This window comes from Rhodococcus sp. T2V (genome assembly GCF_029269925.1).
GTDB classification, from domain to species: Bacteria; Actinomycetota; Actinomycetes; order Mycobacteriales; family Mycobacteriaceae; genus Rhodococcus_F; species Rhodococcus_F koreensis.
Window position 1 is genome coordinate 45,597 of the sequence record NZ_JARJBD010000052.1, and the last position, 24,749, is coordinate 70,345.

19 protein-coding genes are annotated in these 24,749 nt (G+C 68.1%); 11 read left to right on the plus strand and 8 right to left on the minus strand.

The window, feature by feature from the left end:
* Window positions 1-81 precede the first annotated feature (81 nt).
* On the plus strand, window positions 82-651 hold the full coding sequence (locus tag P3H15_RS33535) for a TetR/AcrR family transcriptional regulator (RefSeq protein WP_276141178.1): 570 nt from the start codon (window positions 82-84) through the stop codon (window positions 649-651).
* A gap of 3 nt (window positions 652-654) precedes the next feature.
* Here the strand turns inward: P3H15_RS33535 and P3H15_RS33540 are convergent, their stop codons facing one another.
* The 5 genes from P3H15_RS33540 to P3H15_RS33560 form a co-directional block, all read right to left on the minus strand.
* On the minus strand, window positions 655-1,404 hold the full coding sequence (locus tag P3H15_RS33540; RefSeq protein WP_276141179.1) for a hypothetical protein: 750 nt from the start codon (window positions 1,402-1,404) through the stop codon (window positions 655-657).
* 78 nt (window positions 1,405-1,482) lie between these two features.
* On the minus strand, window positions 1,483-2,064 hold the full coding sequence (gene sigM, locus P3H15_RS33545; protein ID WP_276141180.1) for an RNA polymerase sigma factor SigM: 582 nt from the start codon (window positions 2,062-2,064) through the stop codon (window positions 1,483-1,485).
* Window positions 2,065-2,111: 47 nt separating this feature from the next.
* The gene (gene murJ / locus P3H15_RS33550) at window positions 2,112-6,023 is read right to left on the minus strand and encodes a murein biosynthesis integral membrane protein MurJ (protein ID WP_276141194.1); all 3,912 of its coding nucleotides are present in this window, start codon (window positions 6,021-6,023) and stop codon (window positions 2,112-2,114) included.
* A 113-nt stretch (window positions 6,024-6,136) separates the two neighbouring features.
* Window positions 6,137-8,533: a DUF6049 family protein gene (locus P3H15_RS33555; protein WP_276141181.1), complete on the minus strand. Its 2,397-nt coding sequence runs from the start codon at window positions 8,531-8,533 to the stop codon at window positions 6,137-6,139.
* 2 nt (window positions 8,534-8,535) lie between these two features.
* The gene (locus tag P3H15_RS33560; RefSeq protein ID WP_276141182.1) at window positions 8,536-9,111 is read right to left on the minus strand and encodes an NUDIX hydrolase; all 576 of its coding nucleotides are present in this window, start codon (window positions 9,109-9,111) and stop codon (window positions 8,536-8,538) included.
* A 149-nt stretch (window positions 9,112-9,260) separates the two neighbouring features.
* Here P3H15_RS33560 and P3H15_RS33565 point away from each other — a divergent pair, with 149 nt between their 5' ends.
* The 6 genes from P3H15_RS33565 to P3H15_RS33590 all read left to right on the plus strand — a co-directional run bounded on the left by P3H15_RS33565 (window position 9,261) and on the right by P3H15_RS33590 (window position 18,266).
* Window positions 9,261-10,715, plus strand: coding sequence for a CCA tRNA nucleotidyltransferase (locus tag P3H15_RS33565; protein WP_276141183.1), 1,455 nt, complete (start codon window positions 9,261-9,263; stop codon window positions 10,713-10,715).
* A 238-nt stretch (window positions 10,716-10,953) separates the two neighbouring features.
* Entirely contained in the window at window positions 10,954-15,090 is a 4,137-nt protein-coding gene (locus P3H15_RS33570; RefSeq protein ID WP_276141184.1) for a bifunctional nitrate reductase/sulfite reductase flavoprotein subunit alpha, read from the plus strand.
* An 86-nt stretch (window positions 15,091-15,176) separates the two neighbouring features.
* Window positions 15,177-15,581 (plus strand): molybdopterin-binding protein, encoded by a 405-nt coding sequence (locus P3H15_RS33575; protein WP_072942706.1) that lies wholly within the window; start codon window positions 15,177-15,179, stop codon window positions 15,579-15,581.
* Window positions 15,578-16,387: a molybdate ABC transporter substrate-binding protein gene (gene modA / locus P3H15_RS33580; protein WP_276141185.1), complete on the plus strand. Its 810-nt coding sequence runs from the start codon at window positions 15,578-15,580 to the stop codon at window positions 16,385-16,387. Before P3H15_RS33575 ends, modA begins: the two co-directional genes overlap by 4 nt.
* Window positions 16,384-17,190: an ABC transporter permease gene (locus tag P3H15_RS33585; RefSeq protein ID WP_276141186.1), complete on the plus strand. Its 807-nt coding sequence runs from the start codon at window positions 16,384-16,386 to the stop codon at window positions 17,188-17,190. Before modA ends, P3H15_RS33585 begins: the two co-directional genes overlap by 4 nt.
* Complete coding sequence (locus P3H15_RS33590) at window positions 17,187-18,266, plus strand: sulfate/molybdate ABC transporter ATP-binding protein (protein ID WP_276141187.1); 1,080 nt, start codon at window positions 17,187-17,189, stop codon at window positions 18,264-18,266. Before P3H15_RS33585 ends, P3H15_RS33590 begins: the two co-directional genes overlap by 4 nt.
* 21 nt (window positions 18,267-18,287) lie before the next feature.
* Here P3H15_RS33590 and P3H15_RS33595 read toward each other — a convergent pair whose 3' ends face one another.
* The 3 genes from P3H15_RS33595 to P3H15_RS33605 form a co-directional block, all read right to left on the minus strand.
* A complete protein-coding gene (locus tag P3H15_RS33595) occupies window positions 18,288-19,817 on the minus strand; it encodes a DUF4185 domain-containing protein (RefSeq protein WP_276141195.1) in 1,530 nt (509 codons plus the stop codon).
* A 442-nt stretch (window positions 19,818-20,259) separates the two neighbouring features.
* Entirely contained in the window at window positions 20,260-20,481 is a 222-nt protein-coding gene (locus tag P3H15_RS33600) for a hypothetical protein (protein WP_276141188.1), read from the minus strand.
* Between the two features lie 53 nt (window positions 20,482-20,534).
* Entirely contained in the window at window positions 20,535-20,675 is a 141-nt protein-coding gene (locus tag P3H15_RS33605; RefSeq protein WP_276141189.1) for a hypothetical protein, read from the minus strand.
* 232 nt (window positions 20,676-20,907) lie between these two features.
* Between P3H15_RS33605 and P3H15_RS33610 the strand changes: the two genes are divergently transcribed.
* The 4 genes from P3H15_RS33610 (at window position 20,908) to P3H15_RS33625 (ending at window position 24,491) form a co-directional block, all read left to right on the plus strand.
* The gene (locus P3H15_RS33610; RefSeq protein ID WP_276141190.1) at window positions 20,908-21,558 is read left to right on the plus strand and encodes a TetR/AcrR family transcriptional regulator; all 651 of its coding nucleotides are present in this window, start codon (window positions 20,908-20,910) and stop codon (window positions 21,556-21,558) included.
* A gap of 130 nt (window positions 21,559-21,688) precedes the next feature.
* Window positions 21,689-23,092 carry an NAD(P)/FAD-dependent oxidoreductase gene (locus tag P3H15_RS33615; RefSeq protein WP_276141191.1) on the plus strand — a complete coding sequence of 468 codons (1,404 nt, stop codon included), beginning with the start codon at window positions 21,689-21,691 and terminating at the stop codon, window positions 23,090-23,092.
* Window positions 23,089-23,589: a nuclear transport factor 2 family protein gene (locus P3H15_RS33620; RefSeq protein ID WP_276141192.1), complete on the plus strand. Its 501-nt coding sequence runs from the start codon at window positions 23,089-23,091 to the stop codon at window positions 23,587-23,589. Before P3H15_RS33615 ends, P3H15_RS33620 begins: the two co-directional genes overlap by 4 nt.
* A 443-nt stretch (window positions 23,590-24,032) precedes the next feature.
* On the plus strand, window positions 24,033-24,491 hold the full coding sequence (locus tag P3H15_RS33625) for a hypothetical protein (RefSeq protein ID WP_276141193.1): 459 nt from the start codon (window positions 24,033-24,035) through the stop codon (window positions 24,489-24,491).
* Window positions 24,492-24,749: the final 258 nt, after the last annotated feature.

Consider the following 24,749-nt stretch of genomic DNA (forward strand, 5'->3'; position numbering starts at 1 on the left):
CTCGCTCGAATTACGGTGCCACTGGACTCGTAAGGGGTACGATATAGCGCGGACGGCACTTCTGTCCCACAATTCGAACCAATGAATGCAACCGGAACCGGCCGCCCTCGCGACCCGCGGATCGACACCGACGTCCTCGCAGTCACCCGCGCGATGCTCGTGGAGTCGGGCTGGGAACAACTGAGCATGCGAGCCATCGCGACGCGGTCCGGGGTGAGCCGGGCGTCCATCACCAGGCGGTGGCCGTCGAAGGCGCACCTGGTTCTCGACGCCATCCTCGGCGCGACACCCGACCTGACGCCGTTCGAGGGCACCGATCGCGAAGGCTGGATCCGCTGGGTGGTGACCGGCAGCGCCGAACTGTTCTCACGACCCGAGGTGCGGGCGGCCACGCCGGGACTGCTGGCCGCGATACGGGACCACGACGATCTCCGCACCACGCTCTGGCGGGGATTCAGCGGGCCGAGTACTCAACTGTTCGGAAGCGCGGACTCCGAAGAGTCGAGCACTGCGACGGCCGTGCTGGTGCTCGCCGCAGGCGCGGCCCTGTTCACGAGCCTGATCGCGGTAGAGGACGATACTCCCGCACTGCGGGCGAAGATCCTCGAGTTGCTCATGCCGGTCGCCCGTTCGGAACCCGGAAAGGACTGAGGGTCAACCGATGTCGGTGACGGCGATCGTGGCCGGGTCGCCCGCGCCGCACTCGCGGCCCACCACCAGCGCGGTGATCTGCGGCGGACGTGGCGCGGCCACCAGGAGCAGTACCCCGGGCACGCCGTCGAGACGAACCTCACCGGAACCGATAAGCGCACGGGCCGGGTCGATACCGTTGGCGCTCAGGCATTCTGCCAGCCGATCAGGATTCTCGAGCGGACCGAGTTGCCGCGAACCGATCACGGTGAGGAGGCGCCCGGAATCGAGATCCGAGCCCAGGTCGAGAACCTCCGGTGCCTGCGAGGTCTCGGAACCGGGCAGGGCAACGGGCGGCGGCTCGGATTCCCCGCCGTCCGGTACCACGACCGCGACGGCCACCACGACCGCTGCCGCCGCCGCGAACGTTCCCGCGGCCGCCGCAGCCCACTTCCGGCGCCGGGCGAGCGGCACGACGGTGGCCTCGGCGGGGGTGTCGCGTTCCGCGGCGAGCGCGCGGTTGATGCGGTCGGCGATGTCGGCGGGAATCGGGGTCGAGACGGAATGATCGCGGCCGAGCGCACCGAGCTGATCGGTGACCCGGTCGAGGGCGTCGATGACGGCCATCGCCTGCGGGTCGCTGCGGACGAGCGGCCACAGACGATCGCCGACCGACTCCGGCAGCACCCCGGCATGCAGATCCGCGAGTAGGTCCTCGGAATAGGGAGGTTCGGGTAGTGCGGCATCGGACGGCTCGGATTCACGGTCGGCCATGGCACCTCCTCACCGAGTCATCGTGGTCCGGGACGTCAGAACACTTCCCCGCTCCTATCAGGTTTTGACGCTGCGGAGTCATGATCGGTTCCCCTCCACCCGAAAATATTCGAGAGAGGCGGCCAGCTTCTTCCGGCCGCGGGCGCAGCGGCTCTTCACGGTGCCCTCCGGAACCCCGAGGAGCGCCGCGGCCTCGCTGGTCGACCGGCCCTCGAGGTCCACGGCCACGATCGCGGTCCGCTGTTCCGGCGGGAGCTGCGCCAACGCGCGCTCGACCACCAGGCTGAGCTCCACCTCGGAGACGTAATCGCGGGTGTCGCGCGGTTCGTCGTCCTCGTCGGCGGACAGGGACACCGCCGGGCGGGCCTTGTTCCGGCGGATCCGGTCGAGGCAGGCGTTGACGACGATCGTGTGCAGCCAGCTCCGGACCGCGGCGTCCCGGCGGAACGAGCCCGCGTTGCGATGCGCCGACAGCAGCGCCTCCTGCAGGGCGTCCGCCGCGTCCTCGGTGGTGTAGCTGGTGCGTTTGGCGACGTGCCACAGGTGGTCGTAGTGCCGTCCGAGCAGGGTCTCGAAGGCGTGCCGATCGCCGGCGACGTGCGCAGCCAACAGGTCGACGTCCGAGGGCTCACCCTCGGAATCCCCCCGGAAGATTCGCACCGGCGGATGTTAGCTCAGTTCGCCGCTCCACGAGCATCGGGTGCCGACTACGTGGATGCGTTGAAACCGATGTCGGCGATGGACGATTGGTTGGTGCCGCGGGAATTGCTCAGGCCGGTGATCCACACCAGGACGTTCTTGGTGGGTCCCTCCGACTTGACCGGGATCTCGGTGACGCCGTTGCCGAGGACCTTCGAACCGAGGACCTGCGTCTGGTCGAGGGTCGGGTCCTCGGACGGGGCGCTGCGGATCTCGACGTTGGTGCCGGGGGTCGGCGAGTTGATCCACACGCTCGACAGGGTCGCCGGCTCGTCCAGCGTGACCATCAGGCCCACACCGTTCTTCAGTGCGGGGAACGGCTGGAAGTACGAGTCGGTGCTCCACACGGTGGACGTGTTGCCGTCGATGGCCAGCCGGGCGTTGGCGGCGGAGTCGGGAGTGCCCTGCGGCGAGAACACCGTCGCGCCCGAGGGCTTGATCGGTGCGACGTTCGCCGCCGGGGTGGGCGCGGCGGCGGGCGACTCCGGGTTCGGTGGGGCCTCCGCCGAGGTGGTGAGTCCGAAGTCCTGTTCGGTGAGCGGCGCGTCGGAACTGCTGCCCGTGAGGAACGTGGCGAGCCAGAAGCCCAGCAGCGCCAGCACGATGATCGTGACGACCGCCAGCCCGACGAGCGCAGCGATCATCCGGTTGGACTTCTTCTTCTCCGCCTCCAGTGCTTCCGGGTCGGCGAGAGCGTGACCGGACGGGCCGGGGGCCCGCTGCCCGAGCCGCAGTACGGGGATGAACTCGGTCTTCTCGTTGACGACGGACGCCTGATCGAGGATGTGCTGCACGGTGGCCGCCGTGCGGATTCCACCGTTCGGCTCGAGCGAGCGCAGGGCCACCGCGGAGATCTCGAACGGGACCTCCGGCCGGATCACCCGCGGACCGATGGGCTGCCCGCTGGAGTCGCGGTCGGCCAGTCGCATGCCGCCGATGCTGCCCGGGCGGTGCGAACCCGACGGCTCACCCGCGGGAGCGGACGGGTCGCCGAGCGGCCAGCGGGCGGTGATGAGCGCGTAGAGCATGGCGCCCAGCCCGCGCACGTCGGAACTCGAGTCGGAGTCGGCGAGCGTGGCCGGGAACGCCAGCACGGCATCGCCGTTGATGCTGATCCGGACGCGGTCGGGATGGTCGATGGACAGTGCCCCACCGGCCCGGTGCGCGGTCTCGGCGGCCGCGGCGAGCGCGCGGATGGCGCTGGCGGCGCCGATCGGAGATGGCTTGGTGTCGGCCATCTCCCGCAGCGACCGGCCCGGCGTCCACTCGGCGACGACGATGCCGCCGGAGCTTCCCCGGACCACGTCGAGGACACGGGCGAGGCCGGGCGAATTGATCCGGCCCAGTCGCAGGGTGCGCGACAGAATTGCTTGCGGGCCTTCGGGACCGGCCGAGGTGGAGCGCTGCTCGGCGTCGACGAATGTCAGCGCCACCTCGCGGTCGAGCTTGACGTCCAGTGCCTGCCAGAACTGCAGTCCCCGCGAACCGCCGTGCGGGGTCAGCAGGCGGTAGCGACCACCGGCGACGGAGGCGCCGGGAATGAGCTTGGGGCCACGGGGAGTACGACGCGGGCCCGCTCCGGGGTCACGACCGGGCGCGGGTGTGATCGGGATCACGCCGGTGTCGTAGCTGAGATCCCGTGCGGGTGCGGAGCCCATGTGACGTGTGTCTCGACGTTCGTCGGCGGGCGACTCGCCGGAGTTGTCGCTGGGAGTCTTCGGCGCCGCCTTCTTCTCGGCGTTCGCCCCGGTCTCGTTGCTCTGCGCAGGTTTCGGAGTGCCGGCAGAGGCCGCGGACGCGTCGGCGGTCTTCTTTTGCGAGGTGTCCGCGTCTTTCTTCTGCGGTGCGTCGGCGCCGGCCTTCGTGTCGGACTTCGCGGAGTCGGTGGAGGCCGACTCGGACGAGATCCGGGTCGTCGGGGCGTCGACGCCGTTGGGTGCGGCGGCCGAATCGCGTTCGGACGCTTGCACCGTAGAACCTCCGGCTCTCTTGCTGCCGGCCACGTCGTCGTCGCTCACCCTCACTCCTTCATTTTCGAATGCCCAACTCCGACCAGTACCGGGCGGCGATCCGACCCGCTCGTGTCCAGGGTACGGGAGTCCACCGGGTCGTTCGATACCACGCGGCTGTCCTCCGGCGTCGCGCGGTGTGGCGCGGACCACGGGAATCAGTTCTGTTTCGGCGTCTGCGAGCGGGTCGACCTCCGGCTCCGGTGCGGCGCCGCGACCGCGCAGGGCGCGGACCTTGCGGGTGACGGCGACGGTGATGGACACGATTTCGGGGATCTTCGCGAACCAGAGGATCACGAACGTGACGACGAGCATCAGCATGCCGCTGATGGCGACGCGGACCATGGAACCCGGTCCGCCGAACAGTTCGGTGAGCCGGTCGAGTTGCAGCAGCCGGTCGGCGCCGAGCATGGCGAGGGCGCCCGCGAGGGATGCGAGGACCACCACCCACACGGTCTTGCCGACATTCGCCATCTGGAGATTGCCGAGACTGCGGTGCAGCAGGTACCCGCCGACGAGGGCACCGGTGATGTAGCCGAGGCCGTTGGCCACGCCGAGCAGGATCACCACCTGGTCGTCGCTCGAGGCGATCATCGGGGTGAGCGCGGACAGCGCGATCTTCACCGCGGTGATACCGAGGACGATCCAGGTGGGAGTCCACGCCTGTTCGCGGGCGTAGAAGACGCGGAGCTGGATCAGCACGAGCGAGTACGGGATGAGCGTGAACGCGGACCAGCTGACGGCCTCGCCGAGACGTTCGGCGTCACCGGACCCGAAGTTGCCGTACCCGTACAGCGCCTGACCGATCTCCGGTCCGGCGAACGTGAGGAACGTGATGATCGGGATCAGGGAGATCATGGTCAGCCGGGTGGCGACGGACAGGTCGTCGACCACGGCGGGGGTGTCGTCGGCGGCGGCGTTGCGGCTGAGTCGCGGCATGATCGCCGTCAGCACCGTCACGCCGAGCACGCCGTACGGCAGCTGCAGCAGCAGCCACGCGTTGTTGTAGATCGCGGGACCCGACGCGTCCGCGTGGGACGAGATGCGGGTGGCGACGATCATGCCCGCCTGGCTGATCAGCACGTACAGGATGATGGCGACGGCCATGCCGCCGAACTGCTTGAGCCGGTCGTCGAGGCCCCACAGCGGTTTCAGCGAGATGCCCTCGCGCCGGATCGCCGGCACCAGACTCATCGCCTGCACCACGACACCGAGCGTGACGCCGACGCCGAGGACCAGCAGTTTCGGGTCGCTCATCCGGACCGGGTCGAGGGTGATCTCCCCCGGGGTGGCGTAGTAGATCACCAGCACGGTGAGCATCACGACGTTGTTCAGCACCGGGGCCCAGGCACCGGGTTTGAACACCTGCCGGGTGTTGAGAATCGCCGTGAGCAGCGCCGACAGTCCGTAGAACAGGATCGCGGGCAGGAGCAGATAGGACAGGGCTGTGGTGAGGGACGTGTTCACCTTGCCGTCGGCCGACAGGAAGACGTGGGTGGTGAGCACGGGCGCCGCGGCGGTCGCCAGCAGCGCCGCGGTTCCGAGCAGCACACAGGTGGCGGTGAACAGGCGGCGCACGAACGCGGCACCCTGGTCCGGGTCCTCCCGTTCGGCGCGCACCAGGACGGGCACCACGATGGCGGTGAGCACCGCGCCCAGCACCAGCTCGGAGATCATGTTCGGGATCTGGCTGGCGACGGTGAACGAGCTGGCCACCGACCCGCCCAGCAGCGTCAGGACGAGCAGCTGCTTGGCGAATCCGGTGATGCGGCTGACGAGCGTCGCCACCGCGATCGACCCGGTCGACGCCAGCAGGCGGGAGTTGCCCTGCTTCTGCGGCGCCGTCGACGGCCCCGAGTCCTGGACCGGAGGCGGCGGCGGAGGGTCGACCCGGATGGCCGCGAACTGCACCGTCGGCGCCTCGTCCGGCCGGATCTCCCGAGCCCAGTGGTCCCGCTCCCATGGCGCGACCCGGGGATGAGAGCGATCGGGAAGCCTCTGGCCCCTACTGGGCAAGTTCCCGGTCATGAACGTTCGTACCCTTCGTCAGCTGGATCCGGCTGGCCGCGGAATCGATGCCACAGCCGGCGGCCGGCGAGGAACAGCAGCAGAGCACCCGCGCATGCTGTCAGTATCGCCAACGCCTGCCCGTACGCGTTGGACCGTACCGTCACGCTGGTCGGCTCTCCCAGTTGCTGTCCATCGGCGGTGGTCAGAGAGAAGTTGACGACGAGCTTGCGGGAGTCGTTGGCCTCGGTGGGAACGGTGAGGGTGCGACTGCCCCGCGGAGGCAGCGTGGTGGGGCCGATGTCGGTGATGGTCATCCCGGAAGGCGCGTCCACCTGCAGACGGACGGTGATCCCGACCGGGAGGTCGTTTCTGGCGACCAGCAGCAGCGGGCTCTGTTCCGACGCCAGCGTGTAGACGCCGCCCGGCGACACGACGGTGACGGCCCCGAACATGTCGTCCATGGTTTCGGCCACCTCGTCGGCGCGCGTGTCCGACGCTTCCTCCGCGGACCGGCGTTCGTCGTCGCGGCGATGCGCGAGGCTCATCGACCGCACCAGGTCCTCGCGGAGCGGCGCGGTGAACCGCTCCGGGGTGAGCGGGGCCTGCGGGTCGTCGACCAGCGCCGCGTTCAGCGCCTCGATCCGGGGCATCTGTGTGGCGGCGGCGTCGCGGATGTGGGCGGGGACGCCGTCCTCGGCGGCCTGATCCGGGTAGTCCAGGCTCGCGACCTCGGGTGATCCGGGCTGACGGCCCAGCAACGCGGGCAACGGCCGGGGCGTCGCGAGCCCCGAGCGCATCAGCGACGACACCGTCGACAGCAGCGTCTTCGCATCGTCGGCGCCTGCCGTCCACAGTTGCGGCGGCACCACCATCAACGATCGGGGGACACCGGCGGCCCGTGCGGCCTCGGGTTCGAGGGCAGACCACGACACCGCACCGAGCGCGTCCTGCAGCCGGGCGGTCTGGGAATCGTCCGAGAGGTCGTACCGGGCGCGCTGGGGGGTGTAGGACGGAGTCTGCGGAGTCGTTCCCATCGCGGCGAGCGCCGTGCCGACGGACGGATCGAACAGCAGCGCGTCGACGCTCCCCGTGGCCGCGGGCGTCTCGGTGGCCGCCGGGGTGGTCGTCTCCCCGTTCGCCGGGACGGGGGCTGGGGGCGGCGGTGTCGCCTCGATGACGTGGGCGCTGTCCCGGGGCGTGGTCGTGTCGACGGAGTTCGCGGCCACGAGCGCGGTGGTCGCTTCGTCTCCGCGGAGCATCTGCGCCGTCGCGTCGTCGAGCACGCCGGCGTCGCTCCACACGAAATTGCGCAGCGACGTGACACCCAGCACGTTGTCGACGATGTCGGCGGGGGCGTCGACGGCGGTCGCGGTGAGGTCGGCGTTCCCGACCTCGGTGATCGCGGACAGGTCGGCCTGCGCGAACGGCACCGGCGTGGTGCACATCGTCGCGGCCAGCGTCCGGGCGCGCTCGAGCCACGCCGACGCGGCATCCTTGCCCGCACCCTCGTGCGCGGAACCGGTGGGATCGGACGGGTCGTCCACCACCAGATAGCCGCGGGTCATGTTCTCGACGGTGATCAGCAGGTCCGGGTCCACCGCCAGGCACAGACTGTCCCGCAGCGTGTGGTCCCGGTCGACGCTCTCCCGGGTGGCGAATTCCACCGCCCCCAGCAGTTCGTCGAGCCGGCCGCCGTCGCCGAGCGAGGTTGCGAGGTCGTCGTCGACGAGACGCACCGGTTCGGTGACGGAGCCGGCGACACCCGCCGCGAGCCGGGGGCGGTCGGCGAGGGGCCACATCATGGTGACGGCGACGGGACTGGAGATGTCCGGGGGCACCGCCGGATTGCCCGGGACCCCGAACACGGGCAGCAGGAAGCGGGCGTCGTCGAGGCGCGCGGCCCCGCCGTACTCGGGGGTGCCGTTCACGTTCACCATCAGCGGGTACACGCCGGGTTCGGTGATGTCGAGAGAGAGGTCGGTGTCGGAACGCAGCGGCAGCGACAGCGTGAACTGCTTGCTCTGGCCCTCGTCGAGGCGGCCCGCGACCGTGTCGAACATGCCGACCGTGTCGTAGCGGGACTGATCGAGGGTGAGGGACGTGCGGAGACCCTCGCTGCTCGCGACGGCCGGCGCGCGCTGCAGCCGCACGCTGACGTCGCGGACCGTGCGGTCGCCGATGTTCTTCACCGAGCCCGTGACGGTGACGATCGGGTCGCTGGTGGTGGTCACCGTGGACGGGGTGACGTTGTCGATGTGCAGTTCGAGGAACTCGGGGTCCTCGTCGACTAGCTGGGTCCCGGCGCTCTCCGGCGGCACGGGTTCCTGGGCCGACGCCACCACGGTGCTGGTGGGAGCCAGAACGACCGCGAGTGCGGTCAACGTCACGGCACCGACCCGACGCAAAGCCATCCTCATCCGGCGTCTGGCCCCTTCTGGAGCTTCAGGTCGGGTGCGGGCGGAGTGGTAGTCATCTTGGAGATCAAGTCACCGGCGATTTCTGCGAGTTTCCGTTCGTCTGCGTAGGCCAGGCGTGATCCCAGCTCGGCGAGCGGCACCCACGCTACCTCGGTGACTTCCACGTCTTCGTCCGACAGTTCCCCGCCGAGGCATCTCAGCAGATAGTGGTGGACGGTCTTGTGGACCCGGCGGCCCTCGGTGACGAACCAGTAGTCGATGCTGCCGAGCGACGCGAGGACGGTGCCCTGGATGCCGGTCTCTTCCTGGACCTCACGCATCGCGGTCTGTTCGGCGGTCTCGCCCTGCTCGATATGCCCCTTGGGCAGCGACCACAGCAGCCGCCCGCGACGGTCGGTGCGCCCGATCAGCGCGGCGCACAGATTCTCCCGCGGTCCGCCGAGACCGTTGACGACGAGCCCGCCCGCCGACGTTTCCCGCACCGTCCTCATGTGGGGTTTCGCGGGTTTGCCGACGGCGCCGCGCCGCCGCGAGTTGCGGCGACTCCTGTTCGCACGTTCGGCAGCAGACACCCCATCGATAGTAGTTGGCTTTGCCGTTTCCACCGGAACGCCGCACCCGAACCGAGACGCTTCGTGACACACCTGTGGTGAACCGAACTGCGAGGTGACAGCGTGTATGCGTATCCCGCTATTTGCGCACCTCGGTAAGCTTCCTGGACGTGACTGCCCCTTCTCTCGACGACGAGCGCCGTACGCGACTGCTTGCCGGCGCGGCGACGACGCTGCGCGAGCTGTCCGAAGTCCTGACGCCGCTCGGTGAGAAGTTCGCTTCCGCCGGTCACGAGTTGTACCTGGTGGGCGGCAGTGTCCGGGACGCGATCCTGGGTCGCCTCGGCACCGACCTCGACTTCACCACCGACGCCCGCCCGGAGCAGGTGCAGAAACTGCTGTCCGGCTGGGTCGACAACCAGTGGGACACGGGCATCGAGTTCGGGACGATCAGCGCCGCCAAGGCGGGTCAGCAGATCGAGATCACGACGTACCGGGCGGACGCCTACGACCGGGTGTCGCGCAATCCTGTCGTCCAGTTCGGGACGAAACTCGAGGACGACCTGGTGCGGCGCGATTTCACGGTCAACGCGATGGCCGTCCGGATCGGTGCGGACGGCTCGCAGGACTTCGTCGACCCCCTGAGCGGCATGGACGCGCTGCTGGCCGGGGTGCTGGACACGCCGTCGGCGCCGGAGAACTCGTTCAACGACGACCCGCTGCGCATGCTGCGGGCCGCCCGGTTCGTGTCCCAGCTCGGGTTCACCCTGCACGAGCGGGTGCATCGGGCGATCGCCGACATGGCCCCGCAGATCGAGCGGATCACCGCCGAACGCGTGCGCGCCGAACTGGACAAGCTGATCCTCGGCGAGTTCCCCATCGACGGCATGAACGTGATGTGCGAGACCGGTCTGGCCGATTTCGTGCTGCCCGAGGTGCCGCAGATGAAGCTCGAGATCGACGAGCACCACCAGCACAAGGACGTGTACTGGCACTCGCTGACGGTGCTGAAGCAGGCCGTCGACCTCGAGGACGGCGACCCCGACCTGGTGCTGCGCTGGGCGGCGCTGCTGCACGACATCGGCAAACCGGACACGAAGCGCAACGAGCCGGGTGGCGGCGTGAGTTTCCACCACCACGAGGTGGTCGGCGCGAAGATGGTCCGTAAGCGGATGCGGGCCCTGAAGTACTCGAAGCAGATGGTCGACGACGTCTCGCAGCTCGTGTTCCTGCACCTGCGGTTCCACGGCTACGGCAAGGGGCAGTGGACCGATTCCGCGGTGCGCCGGTACGTGACGGACGCCGGTCCGCTGCTGCCGCGCCTCCACAAGCTGGTCCGCGCCGATTGCACCACCCGCAACAAGCGGCGGGCGGCCGCGCTGCAGGCGACGTACGACGACATCGAGGAGCGGATCGCCCGGATCGCCGAGCAGGAAGACCTCGCCCGGGTGCGCCCCGACCTCGACGGCAACGCGATCATGGAACTCCTCGGCATTCCCGCGGGGCCGGAGGTCGGGAAGGCCTGGAAGTACCTCAAGGAGCTCCGGCTCGACCGCGGCCCTCTCAGCCGCGACGAGGCCGAGGCCGAACTCCTGTCATGGTGGGCCGAGCAGAAGAAGGCCTGACCGCTCCGCCGGTTCCTCCCCTGCTCAGCCACACTGCACACCTGAATCGAGTGATGCAGGTCACATGACCTGGTCGTTGCCGCGGTGCCGACATCACCACCGCGCCCGCGGCCGGGTGCGAGAGACGTCATCGAACGCTCACCGGGGTTAATCCCGACGAAACACGCCGGTCGGCACCATTGATACAGGTCGTGCGCCAGGTGGACACGCGGCGACCGTGCAGGTGAGGAGCGAGTCGATGCAGCAGCAGAAAGCCGGGACTTCCACAGTGAAGACCGCCTGCTCGTACTGCGGCGTCGGCTGCGGCATGGTGCTCGAGATCGGGATCGATCCCGAGACGAATGCGCGCCGGGTGCTCAAGGCGTCCGGCGACAAGGACCATCCCACCAACTTCGGGCGGCTCTGCACCAAGGGCGCGACGAGCGCGGAGATGCTCGTGGCCGGTGGCCGCATGGAAACCGGGTACGTGCGGGACGAGCGCGGGGAGGCGCCCACCGCGGTGGACGTCGGCGCCGCCATCAGCGAGACCGCCCGCCGGCTGAAGGAACAACTCGACGAGCACGGTCCCGACGCCCTGTCCTTCTACGTCTCCGGTCAGATGTCCATCGAGGCGCAGTATCTGATCACCAAACTGGCGAAGGGTTTCGTCGGGACCAACCAGATCGAGTCGAACTCGCGTCTGTGCATGGCCAGTGCCGGCACCGGCTACAAGCAGTCCCTCGGCGCCGACGGTCCGCCCGGCTCGTATCAGGACTTCGACAAGGCCGACGTGTTCTTCGTGATCGGCGCCAACATGGCGGACTGTCACCCCATCCTGTTCCTGCGGATGATGGACCGGATCAAGGCCGGCGCCAAGCTGATCGTCGTCGACCCGCGCCGCAACGCGACCGCCGACAAGGCCGGCCTGTTCATGCAGATCGCGCCGGGCACCGACCTCGCACTGCTCAACGGCCTGCTGCATCTGCTCGTGCAGAACGGGCACACCGATCCGGCGTTCATCGCCGAGTTCACCGAGGGCTGGGAGGTGATGCCCGAGTTCCTCGAGGAGTACACCCCCGAGAAGGTCGCGGAGATCACCGGCATCCCCGAGGCCGACATCCGGCAGGCCGCCCAGTGGATCGGTGAGGCCGAGAACTGGATGAGCTGCTGGACGATGGGCCTCAACCAGAGCACCCACGGCACCTGGAACACCAACGCGATCTGCAACCTGCACCTGGCGACCGGGGCGATCTGCCGTCCGGGCAGCGGCCCGTTCTCCCTCACCGGTCAGCCGAACGCCATGGGCGGCCGCGAGATGGGATACATGGGGCCCGGTCTGCCCGGCCAGCGGTCCGTGCTCGCCGCCGACGACCGGGCGTTCATCGAGGATCTGTGGGAGCTGCCCGAAGGCAGCATCCGCACCGAGGTCGGCACCGGCACCGTCGACATGTTCGAGCGCATGGTGGCGGGCGACATCAAGGCGTGCTGGATCATCTGCACCAATCCCGTTGCCACCGTGGCCAACCGGCGAACCGTGATCGAGGGCCTCGAGGCCGCCGAGCTTGTGATCACCCAGGACGTCTTCCTCGACACGGAGACCAACGGGTACGCCGACATCCTGCTGCCCGGCGCGCTGTGGGCGGAGTCGGATTCGGTGATGATCAACTCCGAGCGCAACCTCACCCTGCTGCAGCAGGCGGTCGACCCGGTCGGCCAGGCCCTGCCCGACTGGCAGATCATCGCCCGCGTCGCCTCCGAGATGGGGTATGCGGACGCGTTCACCTACGAATCGTCGGAGGACGTGTTCGAGGAGATCAAGCGCACCTGGAATCCCAAGACCGGCTACGACCTTCGCGGCGTCAGCTACGACCGGCTGCGGGAGACGCCGGTGCAGTGGCCGAGCCCGCCCGGCAACCGTAACGATCGCAACCCGGTCCGTTACGTCAACGACGGCGTCAGCCAGAACCTGCTGTCGGCTCCCGACGGTTCACTCCCCCGCCTCGCGTTCGCCACCGCGAGCGGCAAGGCCGCCTTCTTCCCGCGCCCGCACATGCTGCCCGCGGAGATGCCCGACGACGACTACCCCCTGGTCCTCAACACCGGTCGCCTGCAGCACCAGTGGCACACCATGACGAAGACCGGCAAGGTCGCCAAGCTCAACAAGTTGAACTCCGGCCCGTTCGTCGAGATCAACCCGGCCGATGCGCAGAAGCTGTCGATCTCCGAGGGCGACAAGGTGGAGGTCGCGTCCCGGCGCGGTCGCGCGGTGCTGCCCGCCGTCGTCAGCGACCGCGTGCTGCCCGGAGGCTGTTTCGCCCCGTTCCACTGGAACGACTCGTTCGGTGAATACCTCAGCATCAACGCCGTCACCAACGACGCCGTCGACCCCACCTCCTTCCAGCCGGAGTTCAAGGTGTGTGCCGTCTCCCTGACCCGGGTGGCCCCGGTGTCCGAGCCCGAGGTTCCCGAATCGGGTGGGGCTCTCACCCTCGCGAGCGGCTCGCCCGCCGCGGAGATGAGCCGCATTCTCGGACTGGACGATTCGGCATCCCCGACGTTCGACGAGCACGAGCGCACATACCTCGCGGGACTGCTGGCGGGTCTGCAGTCCACCGAACTGCAGGGCGTTCCGGTTCTTCCGCGCACCGCGCCGATCTCCGGGTCGAAGAGGGTGTGGCTGGACGGTCTGATGGCGGGGCTGTTCTCCCGCTCCGCCGTGCCGGACGGCTCCGCGGCGCCGGACGCGAGTCCCGCGACCGCTGAATCGGTCCAGCACCCCGTGGTCGTGGTGTGGGCGTCGCAGACCGGCAACGCGGAGGAGTTCGCCGCCGAATGCGCCCGCCAGCTCGAGGAAGCCGGCCACGGCACGCACCTGACCAGCATGGACGACTACGACGTCGCGCGCCTCGCCGACGTCCGCGATCTGCTGATCATCACCAGCACATTCGGGGACGGCGACGCCCCCGACAACGGCAGCAGCTTCTGGTCCGCGCTCAGCAGCGACGAGGCACCGAGGCTGGCGCAGACCCGCTACGCCGTATTGGCTTTCGGTGACTCGAACTACGACGACTTCTGCGGGCACGGCAAGCGGATCGACGCCCGGTTGGAGCAGCTCGAGGCGAAGCGGTTGACCGAGCGCGTCGACTGCGAACCCGACTACGAGGACCAGGCGCATCAGTGGCTGACCCAGGTACAGAACCTGGTCCGCGAGCGCGCGGCAGGCGGTGCTGCCGCGGCCGCCCCGGCGCCTGCCGCACCCGCAGCGAAGAAGGCGGCGACGTTCACCCGGAAGTCTCCCCTCGTCACCCGGTTGACGAGGAACATCCCGCTCAGCGCGGCCGGTTCCTCGAAGGACGTGCGGCAGTTCGGCTTCGAGGTGAACGATCCGGAATTCTCCTACGAGGCGGGCGACGCGCTCGGTGTGTGGCCCACCAACAGCGATGGCGTCGTCGACGAGTGGCTGAAGGTCACCCGGTCGATACCGGATACCCCCGTCACGCTGCCGGACCTGCCGGAGATGACGCTGCGGGAGGCGCTGCGCACGAAGCTCGAGATCACCAAGGTGACGCCCGAACTGCTGCGGTTCGTGCAGAGCCGCACGCAGGACACCGAGCTGGCGCGACTGCTGCGTCCGCACAACAAGATCGCGCTCCAGCAGTGGTTGTGGGGACGGCAGTCGATGGACGTGCTGGCGCAGTACGAAGTCGACGCCGACGCGGAGGAGTGGCTGGGCGTCCTCAAGCGCCTCCAGCCGCGGCTGTACTCGATCTCGTCGAGCCCCAAGGTGGACCCGGGCGAGGTGCAGCTGACCGTCTCCGCGGTGCGCTACAACCACGAGGGCAAGAACCGCTCCGGGGTGTGCTCGACGTTCCTTGCCGATCACTGCGACGACGCCGACGTGCCGATCTTCGTGCAGAAGTCGGCGCACTTCCGTCCCCCGTCGGCCGCCGATGCGCCGATGATCATGGTCGGCCCCGGCACCGGGATCGCACCGTTCCGCGGATTTCTGCACGAACGCAGGGAATTGGGTCACACGGGCAAGAACTGGATGTTCTTCGGTGAGCAGCACGAGGCTACCGACTTCTACTACCGCGAGGAGATGGAAGCTATGCACCGCGACGGATTCCTCACCCACCTCGATGCGGCGTTCTCCCGGGACCAGCGACAGAAGATCTACGTGCAGGACCGCATTCGCGAACACGGCGCCAAGCTGTGGGGCTGGATGCAGGAGGGTGCCTCCCTCTACGTGTGCGGCGACGCCAGCCGGATGGCGAAGGACGTCGACGAGACGGTCCGGGAGGTCGTCCGCACCCACGGTCGCCTGGACGAGGAGGACACCGAGCTGTACATGAAGCAGCTGTCCAGCGACAAGCGCTACGTGCGGGACGTGTACTGATCCGCATCTGCGGAAGTCTTTTCTTGATTGGTCCGTATTTGCTGACATAGTATGTCGGTCATGACGCATGCGCGGACGATCTCCGGATGACGGGTATCCGGATACGCCAGGCCGCGGAACTCCTCGGCGTCAGCGACGACACGGTTCGCCGGTGGATCGACAACGGCAGCCTCGCGGCGGACAAGGACGAGTCGGGCCGCAAGGTGATCGACGGTCCCGCCCTCGCCGAGTTCGCGCGCGCCAACGCGTCGAAGTCGCCCGACCTGCTCGGATCGGAATCCTCGGCGCGTAACCGATTCACCGGCATCGTCACCGCGGTCGTGATGGACAAGGTGATGGCCCAGGTCGAGATGCAGTGCGGGCCTTTCCGTGTCGTTTCCCTGATGAGCAGTGAAGCCGTCCGCGACCTCGGGCTCGAGCCCGGCAAGGTCGCGGTAGCCGTCGTCAAGTCGACCACGGTGATCGTCGAAACTCCTGGAGGAATTTCATGAAGATGTCCTGGCGGCGGGTCACGACGGGGGCTGCTGCGGCCGCACTCGGTCTGGGCCTTCTCACCGGTTGCGGTTCGAACGACGACAGCGGCGCCTCGGGTTCGGCCGAGTCGACGTCCGCGGCCGCATCGGGCGGCGACATCACGGTGTTCGCCGCGGCGTCGCTGAAGGGCACGTTCACCGAACTCGGCGAGATGTTCGAGACCGCGAACCCCGGATCTCACGTGGAGTTCAGCTTCGCGGGTTCGTCCGACCTCGCCGCGCAACTCGACCAGGGCGCCGGCGCGGACGTGTTCGCGTCCGCCGACACGAACAACATGACGAAGGTCGTCGACGCCGGGCTCGTCGCGGGAACCCCCGTCAACTTCGCGACCAACACGCTGACCATCGTGACGGCACCCGGAAACCCCAAGGGCATCACGTCCTTCGCGGATCTGAACCGTGAGGGCACACTCGTCGTCACGTGTGCCCCGCAGGTTCCGTGCGGTTCCGCGACACAGAAGGTCGAGACGGCTTCGGGTGTCGACCTCACCCCCGTCAGCGAGGAGTCGTCGGTCACCGACGTGCTGAACAAGGTGACGGCCGGTCAGGCGGACGCCGGACTCGTGTACGTCACCGACGCGGCGGGCGCGGGCGACAAGGTGACCGCGGTGCCCTTCCCGGAGGCCGCGCAGGCCGTGAACACCTATCCGATTGCCGCGCTGTCCGCTTCGAAGCAGCCGGAGGCGGCGCAGGGGTTCATCGACCTCGTCACCGGACCCGAGGGCCAGGCGGTGCTGGCGAAGGCCGGATTCGCTAAGCCGTGATCCGAGCGCCGCGTGTGAAGGTTCCGTCCGGGCTTCCGGGCTGGATCTTCGTGCCCGCAGCGGTGGGCGGCCTGTTCGTCGTCCTGCCGTTGTTCGCGATGCTGGCGAGTGTCGACTGGACGCGCTTCTTCGAACTGGTCACGTCGGAATCCTCACTCGCGGCGCTGGAACTGAGTGTGCGCACCGCCGCCGCGAGTACCGTCCTGTGCATCCTGTTGGGTGTTCCGATGGCGGCGGTGCTGTCCCGCAGCAGCTTTCGTGGCCTCGAGGTGCTGCGGTCGCTGGTGCTGCTGCCTTTGGTGCTCCCACCGGTGGTCGGGGGTATCGCCCTGCTCTACACGTTCGGTCGGAAGGGTCTGATCGGGCAGCACCTCGAGGTCGCGGGCATCCACATCGCGTTCACCACCACGGCCGTGGTGCTCGCACAGACCTTCGTCGCGCTGCCGTTCCTGGTGGTGAGCCTCGAAGGGTCGCTGCGGACCGCGGGGAGGCGGTACGAGCACGCCGCCGCGACGCTCGGTGCGAGCCCCACCACCGTCTTCCGGCGGGTGACGCTGCCCCTGGTGCTGCCCGGACTCGTGTCCGGTTCGGTGCTGGCATTCGCGCGGGCGCTCGGCGAGTTCGGGGCGACGTTGACGTTCGCGGGCAGTCTGCAGGGTGTCACGCGAACCCTGCCGCTCGAGATCTACCTGCAGCGCGAGACGGACGCGGATGCGGCCGTGGCGTTGTCGTTGGTGCTGGTGATCGTCGCGGTCGTCATCGTGGTGGGTTCGCGGGGCTGGGCGTCGAGGGCGGCGCTGTGACCGGCCTGAGCGTCGAGGCCCGGGTCGCGGCGCGCGGCGTCGAGGTGGGATTCGACCTCGCCGAGGGTGAGGTGCTGGCCGTCCTCGGACCGAACGGCGCAGGCAAGTCGACGGTGCTGTCGGTGGTTGCGGGCCTGGTTCGCCCGGACGCCGGACGTGTCGAACTGAACGGTCGTGTGCTCACCGACACCGAGCGTGGCATCGCGGTGCCGCCGCACCGTCGCGGTATCGCGCTGCTCGCGCAGCAGGCACTGCTGTTTCCGCATCTGACGGTGGCCGCGAATGTGGCGTTCGCGCCGCGTAGTTCGGGCCGCGGGCGCCGGGAGTCGCGGGCGGTCGCCGAGAAGTGGCTGGACGCAGTCGATGCGACCCAGTTCGCCGATCGCCGTCCGCACGAGTTGTCCGGGGGGCAGGCGCAGCGGGTCGCGGTGGCCAGGGCGCTCGCCGCGGAACCTCAGGCGCTGCTGCTCGACGAACCCATGTCCGCCCTCGACGTCGCTGCGGCCCCGGCCCTGCGGGTGCTGCTCAGGCGGGTGCTGCGGGAGGGCGACCAGACCGCGGTCGTGGTCACCCACGACGTCCTCGACGCGCTGGCACTGGCCGACCGGGTGATCGTCGTCGAGGGCGGACAGGTCGTCGAATCCGGTTCGGTGCGCGACGTGTTGACGCGCCCGCGCAGTGCGTTCGCCGCGCGGATCGCCGGACTCAACCTCGTCCCCGTGTTCGCGGCGCAGGACGGGTTCGAGACGGAGACCGGTGTTCGGATGCAGGGTCTGCTCGACGCCGACTTCGTCGGGGGCGCGCCGGCCGTCGCGGTGTTCGCACCGCATTCGGTGGCCGTGCATCGGCGGTCTCCGGAAGGCAGTCCACGCAACGTCTTCCAGGTGACCATCTCGGAGATCGAGGTGCGCGGGCCGACGGTCCGGGTGCGCGCCGCCGAAGCCGGCGGCCGGCTGGAGCTGAGCGCCGACGTGACCGCGGCGTCCGTCGCGGAACTCGATCTGGTGCCGGGCCTGGACGTGTACTTCGTGGTCAAGGCCACCGAAGTTGCGCTTCACACCGTGCGTACTTGTTAACGTCGGGCGGTTGACAAGTACTCACGGGTGCAGGGACGCGTGCATCAGGTAGACGTTGTAGCTGTCCCACTCCGAGATCGTGAAATACAGATCCTCGTCCGTCGACCACGGGTGGATGAAGCCGCCGTACGCCTTCGGATAGTCGGCCGTGTCGACGAGCGTCGCCGCGTCTGACCATGCACCCTGCGGGCTCGACGACTGCCGGAGGATGATCGAACCGCCGACGGGTTCGAGATAGCTCATCTGCCACGTGTCCGCGGCCGCGTCGTAGCGCACCGACAACTCGCTGGCCACCCCACCGACGATGGGGGTCGCGAGGCGCTGGGACACGGGTGTCCACGTGCCGTCCGACCAGTACTGGTACGACGTGGTGTTGAGTACCTGGTCGACGGGGACCCGGGCCAGGCCGATGGTGCCGATCCGCCCGTTGGGGGTGCCGAACATGTACACGTAGTCGCCGTGCGGCACCATCGCGGACACCTGGAACCGGGCACCGAAGATGTTGTCCCACTTGGCGTGCTGGTCCTTGATCCAGGTCTGCCCGTTGTCGTCGGAGTAGGCGATGCCGCCGTAGTTCGTGTACCACATGCCGGGGACCATGCTCCAGCGCTTCACCGACATGTAGCTGAGGTACTGACGGTCACCGATCGCGAACCCCGACGTGGGGATGGTGGTCGTCTCGAAATTGTTGATGTGCCTGCTGTCGATGATCTCAGCGGCGTGGCACCGGCTGTCCTGGACCATGCTGTCGATGGTCATGCCGTCGGACAGGTCGGTGTCGGTGCTGTGGCCGAGAACGTTGCTCCGCCAGTCCTCGCCGAACGCGCCGGGCGGGGCCCAGTCCTTGCCGAACGTGTCGCCGAACGCGACCGCCACCTCGCCGGGCTTCGTCTCCCACGTGATGCCGAGGTCGGTGCCGTCCACCTGCCAGCGCTTGTCCGTCCGGTTCTCCGAACCCTGTCCGGTCAGCTGCGACACCAGCCGGACGTCGCCGACGCCCGGCTTCGCCATCGCGGCGGTGAGGGAACCCCTTACGGCCGGGTTGATCTCGACCGGCGGCGCCGGCTGCGGTTCGGGTCCCGGACCGCCGGGAACGGGAATGGGAATGGTCTCGGGCCGCGGATCGATCGAGATCTTCGGGATGGTCAGCGCACTCGAGCCGGACGAGCCCGACGATCCGGACGATCCCGAGGACCCGGCCGAACCCGAACCCGGGCCGGTGTCCGGCTTTTCGACGGCGTCGGTGAGGTCGGGGCACGGGTCCGTGCACGGATCGGCGGGTAGGTCCTGGGCGACGCGGGTCTGATCGACGCGCGGTCCGGGGACGGGGACGGGCACGAAGTCGGGGTACGGGATCGGGATGCTCACGGTCGGTGGGATCGGGGGCAGCAGTGGCCCGCCCAGGCTCGGCGGCTCCTTCGCCGGGTTGAATCCGGTCTCGCCGCAGGCGTTCACCGGGAGCCACGGCAGGGTCTCGGCTGACGCCGGTGCGGCGGTGAACCCGATCGTCGCGGCGATGACGGCGGCAACGCACAGGGGCACTCCGGGCACAGACCAGGACTTGTCGACCACGGGACCCCTCCACATCGGTGGTCGGAGTGACGGTGGACCGACCTGCACGCGCGGGGTCGAAGATAACACCGGGGGATGGCATCCGCGGCGCACGCGCCCGGCCCGTCCGGTTGCGGTCCGGTCACGGTGCGTTTTCACCGTCGCAGCTGTAGGGTCGCGCGGCCGGTGGCATTTTGAGACGCTGCGAACTGCGGACTTGTCACTTTTCTCACGGCGTGGCCACAGCAATCAGTCTCAATTCCCTGGCATTTCCTCAGCCATTACGAAGCGAGACGGTCGTGCCGCCGCGACGGCGATCAGGGCGCTCTGACACCGATGACAGGAGCGGTTTGTGATTCCGCAAGCGGATCCCGATCCGGGACGAGCGTCGCCGGCGGCCGGGAATGCGCTCGGCGCCGATCTCGTCCCGCTGATGGTTAGCTCATCGGCTTCGGCTGCCCGCACGGAGGGCAATATCGAGTGATAGTAGGTCCTTGATGCCCACCCTTCGGTTGACCGCGATGTAGTGGTCGTTGAGCGCCGCGACTTCGTGGTCGGTGGGTGGGCGCCACCTGTTGACGCGGAGCCATCGGACGGTTCCTACTACCAGACTTGTGGCCGCGTACACCATGTCGTCATTCGAGATGTCATAGGAGCCGTGCATGTTGTTGAGTCGCCGGAACGCCCGGCGAGCAGTGTCGCTGTCGTAGGCGAGGTCTATGAACTGTGCGAGAGAATCGACGTGTCGTCGACGCGCTTCTGTGCGGGCCTGACGTACGTGCCGGTCTCGCCGAGTAGTCCGCCGATCGAAGGAACCGCGAAGGTGTGGAACTGGGCGAACGCCTCTGCGTAGAACACGTCCCACGGGAATTCGTGCTGGTGAGGTATGCGGACGATCTCTTGGCGGTCCTTCTGTTAGTGGAGACGATCGATCTCGCGCTTCCAGGCGTAGCGCCTTCCGCTGGTCAGGCCGAGGGATCGACCACCCGCCCGGCGCCTGCACCCGGATCTTGGCTGGTGGGAGGTCTCGTGGTTGTGTCGTAGACGTCAGTGCGTGGTTGGGCCAGATGGCCGGAAGGGGAATGGGGCGATGGCCTACGTGAGAGCGGTGGATCGGGAACGACAGATCGTGGCGGCCGCGATCTCGGTGTTGAGCGAGGTGGGCGTGCCGGGGACGACGCTGCGGGCGGTCGCGGCTGCCGCGCAAGTCCCACTCGGGACGCTGTACTACGTCTTCCCGACGAAGGACCAGTTGCTCAAGGCAGTCATCGTGGCGGTCATCGAAGAGACATCCGCCGCGCTGCGAGCCGAGCTCGAACTGGATCGAGGCATAGAGCACGCCCTACGCCACGGAATCTCCAGCTTCTGGCACAAGCTGATCGACAACCACATCGGCATCCAAGTAATGCAGTACGAACTGATCGCCTACTCGGTGCGTGCCGCCGGCCACGAAGAGCTTGCGCTCCTTCTCTACGAAAGCTACTCCTCGCTGGTCACGGACTTCTGTCGACAGGCGGCGGAAGCGGCAGGTGAGCGTTGCGCCGTCGAGTTCGACGTACTGGGTCGGTTGGCGTGGGCTCAGGTCGACGGCCTGATCCTGCAGTACGCGACCGATCCCGATCGGGGGCGCGCGGCTCGGGACCTAGCGGCCGCGCTCGACATGATCGTCCTTTTCGCCGCCCCGCGCCGGGTGACGCACCGTGGAACCGGCAGCCCTGCGGACGAGGCCACGCAGACGTAGGCCTACTGCCGGACCGGTACGCGCCTGTCCGAAGGCCGTGTCCAGGCCGAGAGAATCACCCCATTGCGATGTGCGTCACACCTCGTTATCGTGAGTCAGACGGTTGACCGACTTAGTTTGGAGTGAAGGTATGAGTGCACCAGCCGATGAAGGCCCAGGTGAGGTCCAGCGAGTCGATGTCGCGATTGTTGGCGCTGGACTGTCGGGGCTGATCGCAGCGCGTGACCTCCAGGCTCGGGGGCTCGACGTCGTCGTCCTCGAGGCCGCGGACCGCCCGGGCGGGCGGGTGCTCACGGCGACCACGGTCCTCGGCTCGCAGGTCGATCTCGGCGGACAGTGGGTGGGCCACGACCATCACCGATTCCAGGACCTTGCTGCAGAGCTCGGCGCGACCGTCTTCCGCATGCGCACGCCCAAGAACCCCGCCGTGTACGACTCGAAGGGCGTGCTCGCCAAGAACGGATTGTCGATGACGCTGGCGAACCTGGTGCTGCTTCGTTGGGAGGCGGCGATCAAGTTCGGATCGCCGAAGAAGTGGCGTGTGCGGACGGTGCAGCAGTGGCTCGACGCGAACGTGCGCAACGCCCGAGCGCGCCGCCTGCTCGAGGTGCTCGTTGCGGCAACTGCGTCGACGGATCTGAACCGGCTGAGCATGGATGCCTTCATTGCCTTCGCGCGCCACAACAACGGGCTGCCCGTCATGCTGGCGACCGCCGGTGGAGCGCAGGACTCGCTCGTGGTCGAAGGCGCGGGAACACTCGCCGTGCGCGTCGCTGACGGCCTCGGCGATCGCGTGCGCACGGGCTGCCGGGTCCTCGCCATCAGGCGTGACACCGACGGGGCCACCGTTGTCACAGACGCCGGCCCGATCCGCGCAGGCCAGGTGATCATCACTGCGCCGCCGCCCATGGCCGCCCGTATCGACCACGAGCCGCCCTTACCAGCCGAACGCCGAACACTCGAGGGCTCGATGTACATGGGCACCGTATACAAGGCGATCGCGATCTACGACCGTCCGTTCTGGCGCGACTCAACGGACGCGGAGTCCATCTTCCTCGGCACCGAGGGCAGTGCGGTCTTCGACAGTTCCCCGCCCAGCGGCCCCGGGCACCTGACCATTCTGGTGGGCGGCCGCGACGCGTGGCCGCTCGACGAGCTCACCCAGCATCAGCGGCAGGCGACACTGCTCGCTCCGCTGGTCGATCGACTCGGTCCCGCGATTGCGGAACCGGTCGGGTGGCACGAGAAATCGTGGCACCTCGATCAGTACGCCGGCGGCGGGTACGTCGCGCTACCCGAGCCAGGCACCACCGCCGGGAACTACCCCGTCGCGGCGACTCCCATCGGCCCGCTGCACTGGGCGGGCACCGAGACCGCGAGCGAGCACGCAGGCTACATCGAGGGCGCGATCGAATCAGGTCAGCGCGTCGCCCTGGAGGTCATCGGTGCGCTCGGTGACGCGCCCTGCCTGACTCATTCCTCAACGAATTCACACCAATCGAACTACCTGGATGAAAGACGAGAAGAATCATGACTGGTCCCACTGACGGAATCGCACCCGCAACGAGCTTCGATCCGCGTCAGTTCGCAACTGACATCGAGCGGATCACCAACGAGGGGCTCGTCGACGAGCTCATGGCGAAGTTCGCCCCCGATGCGGTCGCAGATTGGGTCATGGACGGTGCGCGCGACCGACACGTGGGCATCGACGCGATTCGCGCTGCCGTGGTCGAGCTGACCGATGTGTGCCATACGCTCGACCTGAAGGTGAACAAGCGCGTCGAGTGCGCTGATGAGAACACAATCGTGATGAGCTGGACCGGTGGCTTCGCGGGCGCCGACAACCAGTTCGGCATAGAGATCTGCACTTTGCGTGGCGGACTTATTGTTCGCCAGCAGATGTACTCCTACCTGGACGTCCGTTCCAGTAGGTCGCCTTGGGCGAGTCTGCGGTTGCTCACAGTCGCGCCGCGAGTCGTCGCCGCGACTCTCCGCTACCGGCGCGCGCACGGCACCCTTCTCAACCGTTAGGCCGCCGGGTGGCCCGGGAGAATCTCACCCCCGCGCTCCCACAGAGTGAACGTGACAGTCTCCCGTCACTCCGCTCGTCTCATCTGATCCGTTCGAACTCGGCCATCCCAGTGGGCGAACAGGCGAGGCTGCCGTTCGAGCAGTCCGTTCCACCACCGCAGGACTCCAATGCGACCAACACCTTCCTTCCGTGCCTGCCACTCAGTCGTGCAATGCACGACCGCATCATTCGGCGTAGCGTTCGAATTCCACGGTCGGGAACTCCCGCGGGCACAGTGGTGACCGCCGCTGACCGTCACCGACCAACGATCGTCGTCCGGTGCGCCGCTCAGGGTTCCTCAAAGCCGTCGGTGTGGTTCAAGCGCTGCTCGCAGACCAGGTCCTTGTGCCACGCTCGATCGATAGTCTGGTCGCAACGAGTCACCCCGCCCGATGCCAAAGAGTTGGGAGCAATCGCGCACGGTCCGACGCTGCTGGCCCGCGCGGATGGGGTGACGGTGGGGCTGCGGTCGATTGTGGCCTACACATCCGGCCTCGATCTCGCGGTTGTCGTGGTCGCCACCGGTGTTCATGCTGACGCACTGCAACGCCAGTACACAGCGCCGGCGATCATCGATCCAGCAACCGGTCGGCGGCGGCCGGGCGAAACGCACGGGCGACCCTTACGGTTGAGAGCCCTCGAAGACTCCGTTCTTCAACCGATCCGGCACAGAGACGGCCAGGGATACCAAAGCCCGGAGATGTACCAGCGCGAATACCTCTTTGAGCTGACACCCCTACCCGATGCCGAGGACCTACCGCTCATCGCCGAGTGGCCAGAGATCGGACTCAGGCCCGTCACGACCCACCTGACGCTGCCGCCGCCCGCCGAACTCGCGGCAGCGATCATCCCATTGCCGTAGTCAGGTGAGGATCCGCGAGCGGAACAACAAGCGGAGGTAGGCCTGCTAGCGGACATGCCAACCTCCCTGTAGGCGGACACGTTCGTCCCTGCTGACGGACAGCTGATCTCCCTGTCGATGGACATGGGGCCGGCGGTGTGTCGGTCCTGACACCGACGCCCCTCCGGGGTTTTGCTCGAGGTCTTCGACCACCTTGAGCGACTCCACCGGAGGGACGCATGAAGAAGTCTGACAGGGACATCATGGAAATTCTCGAGG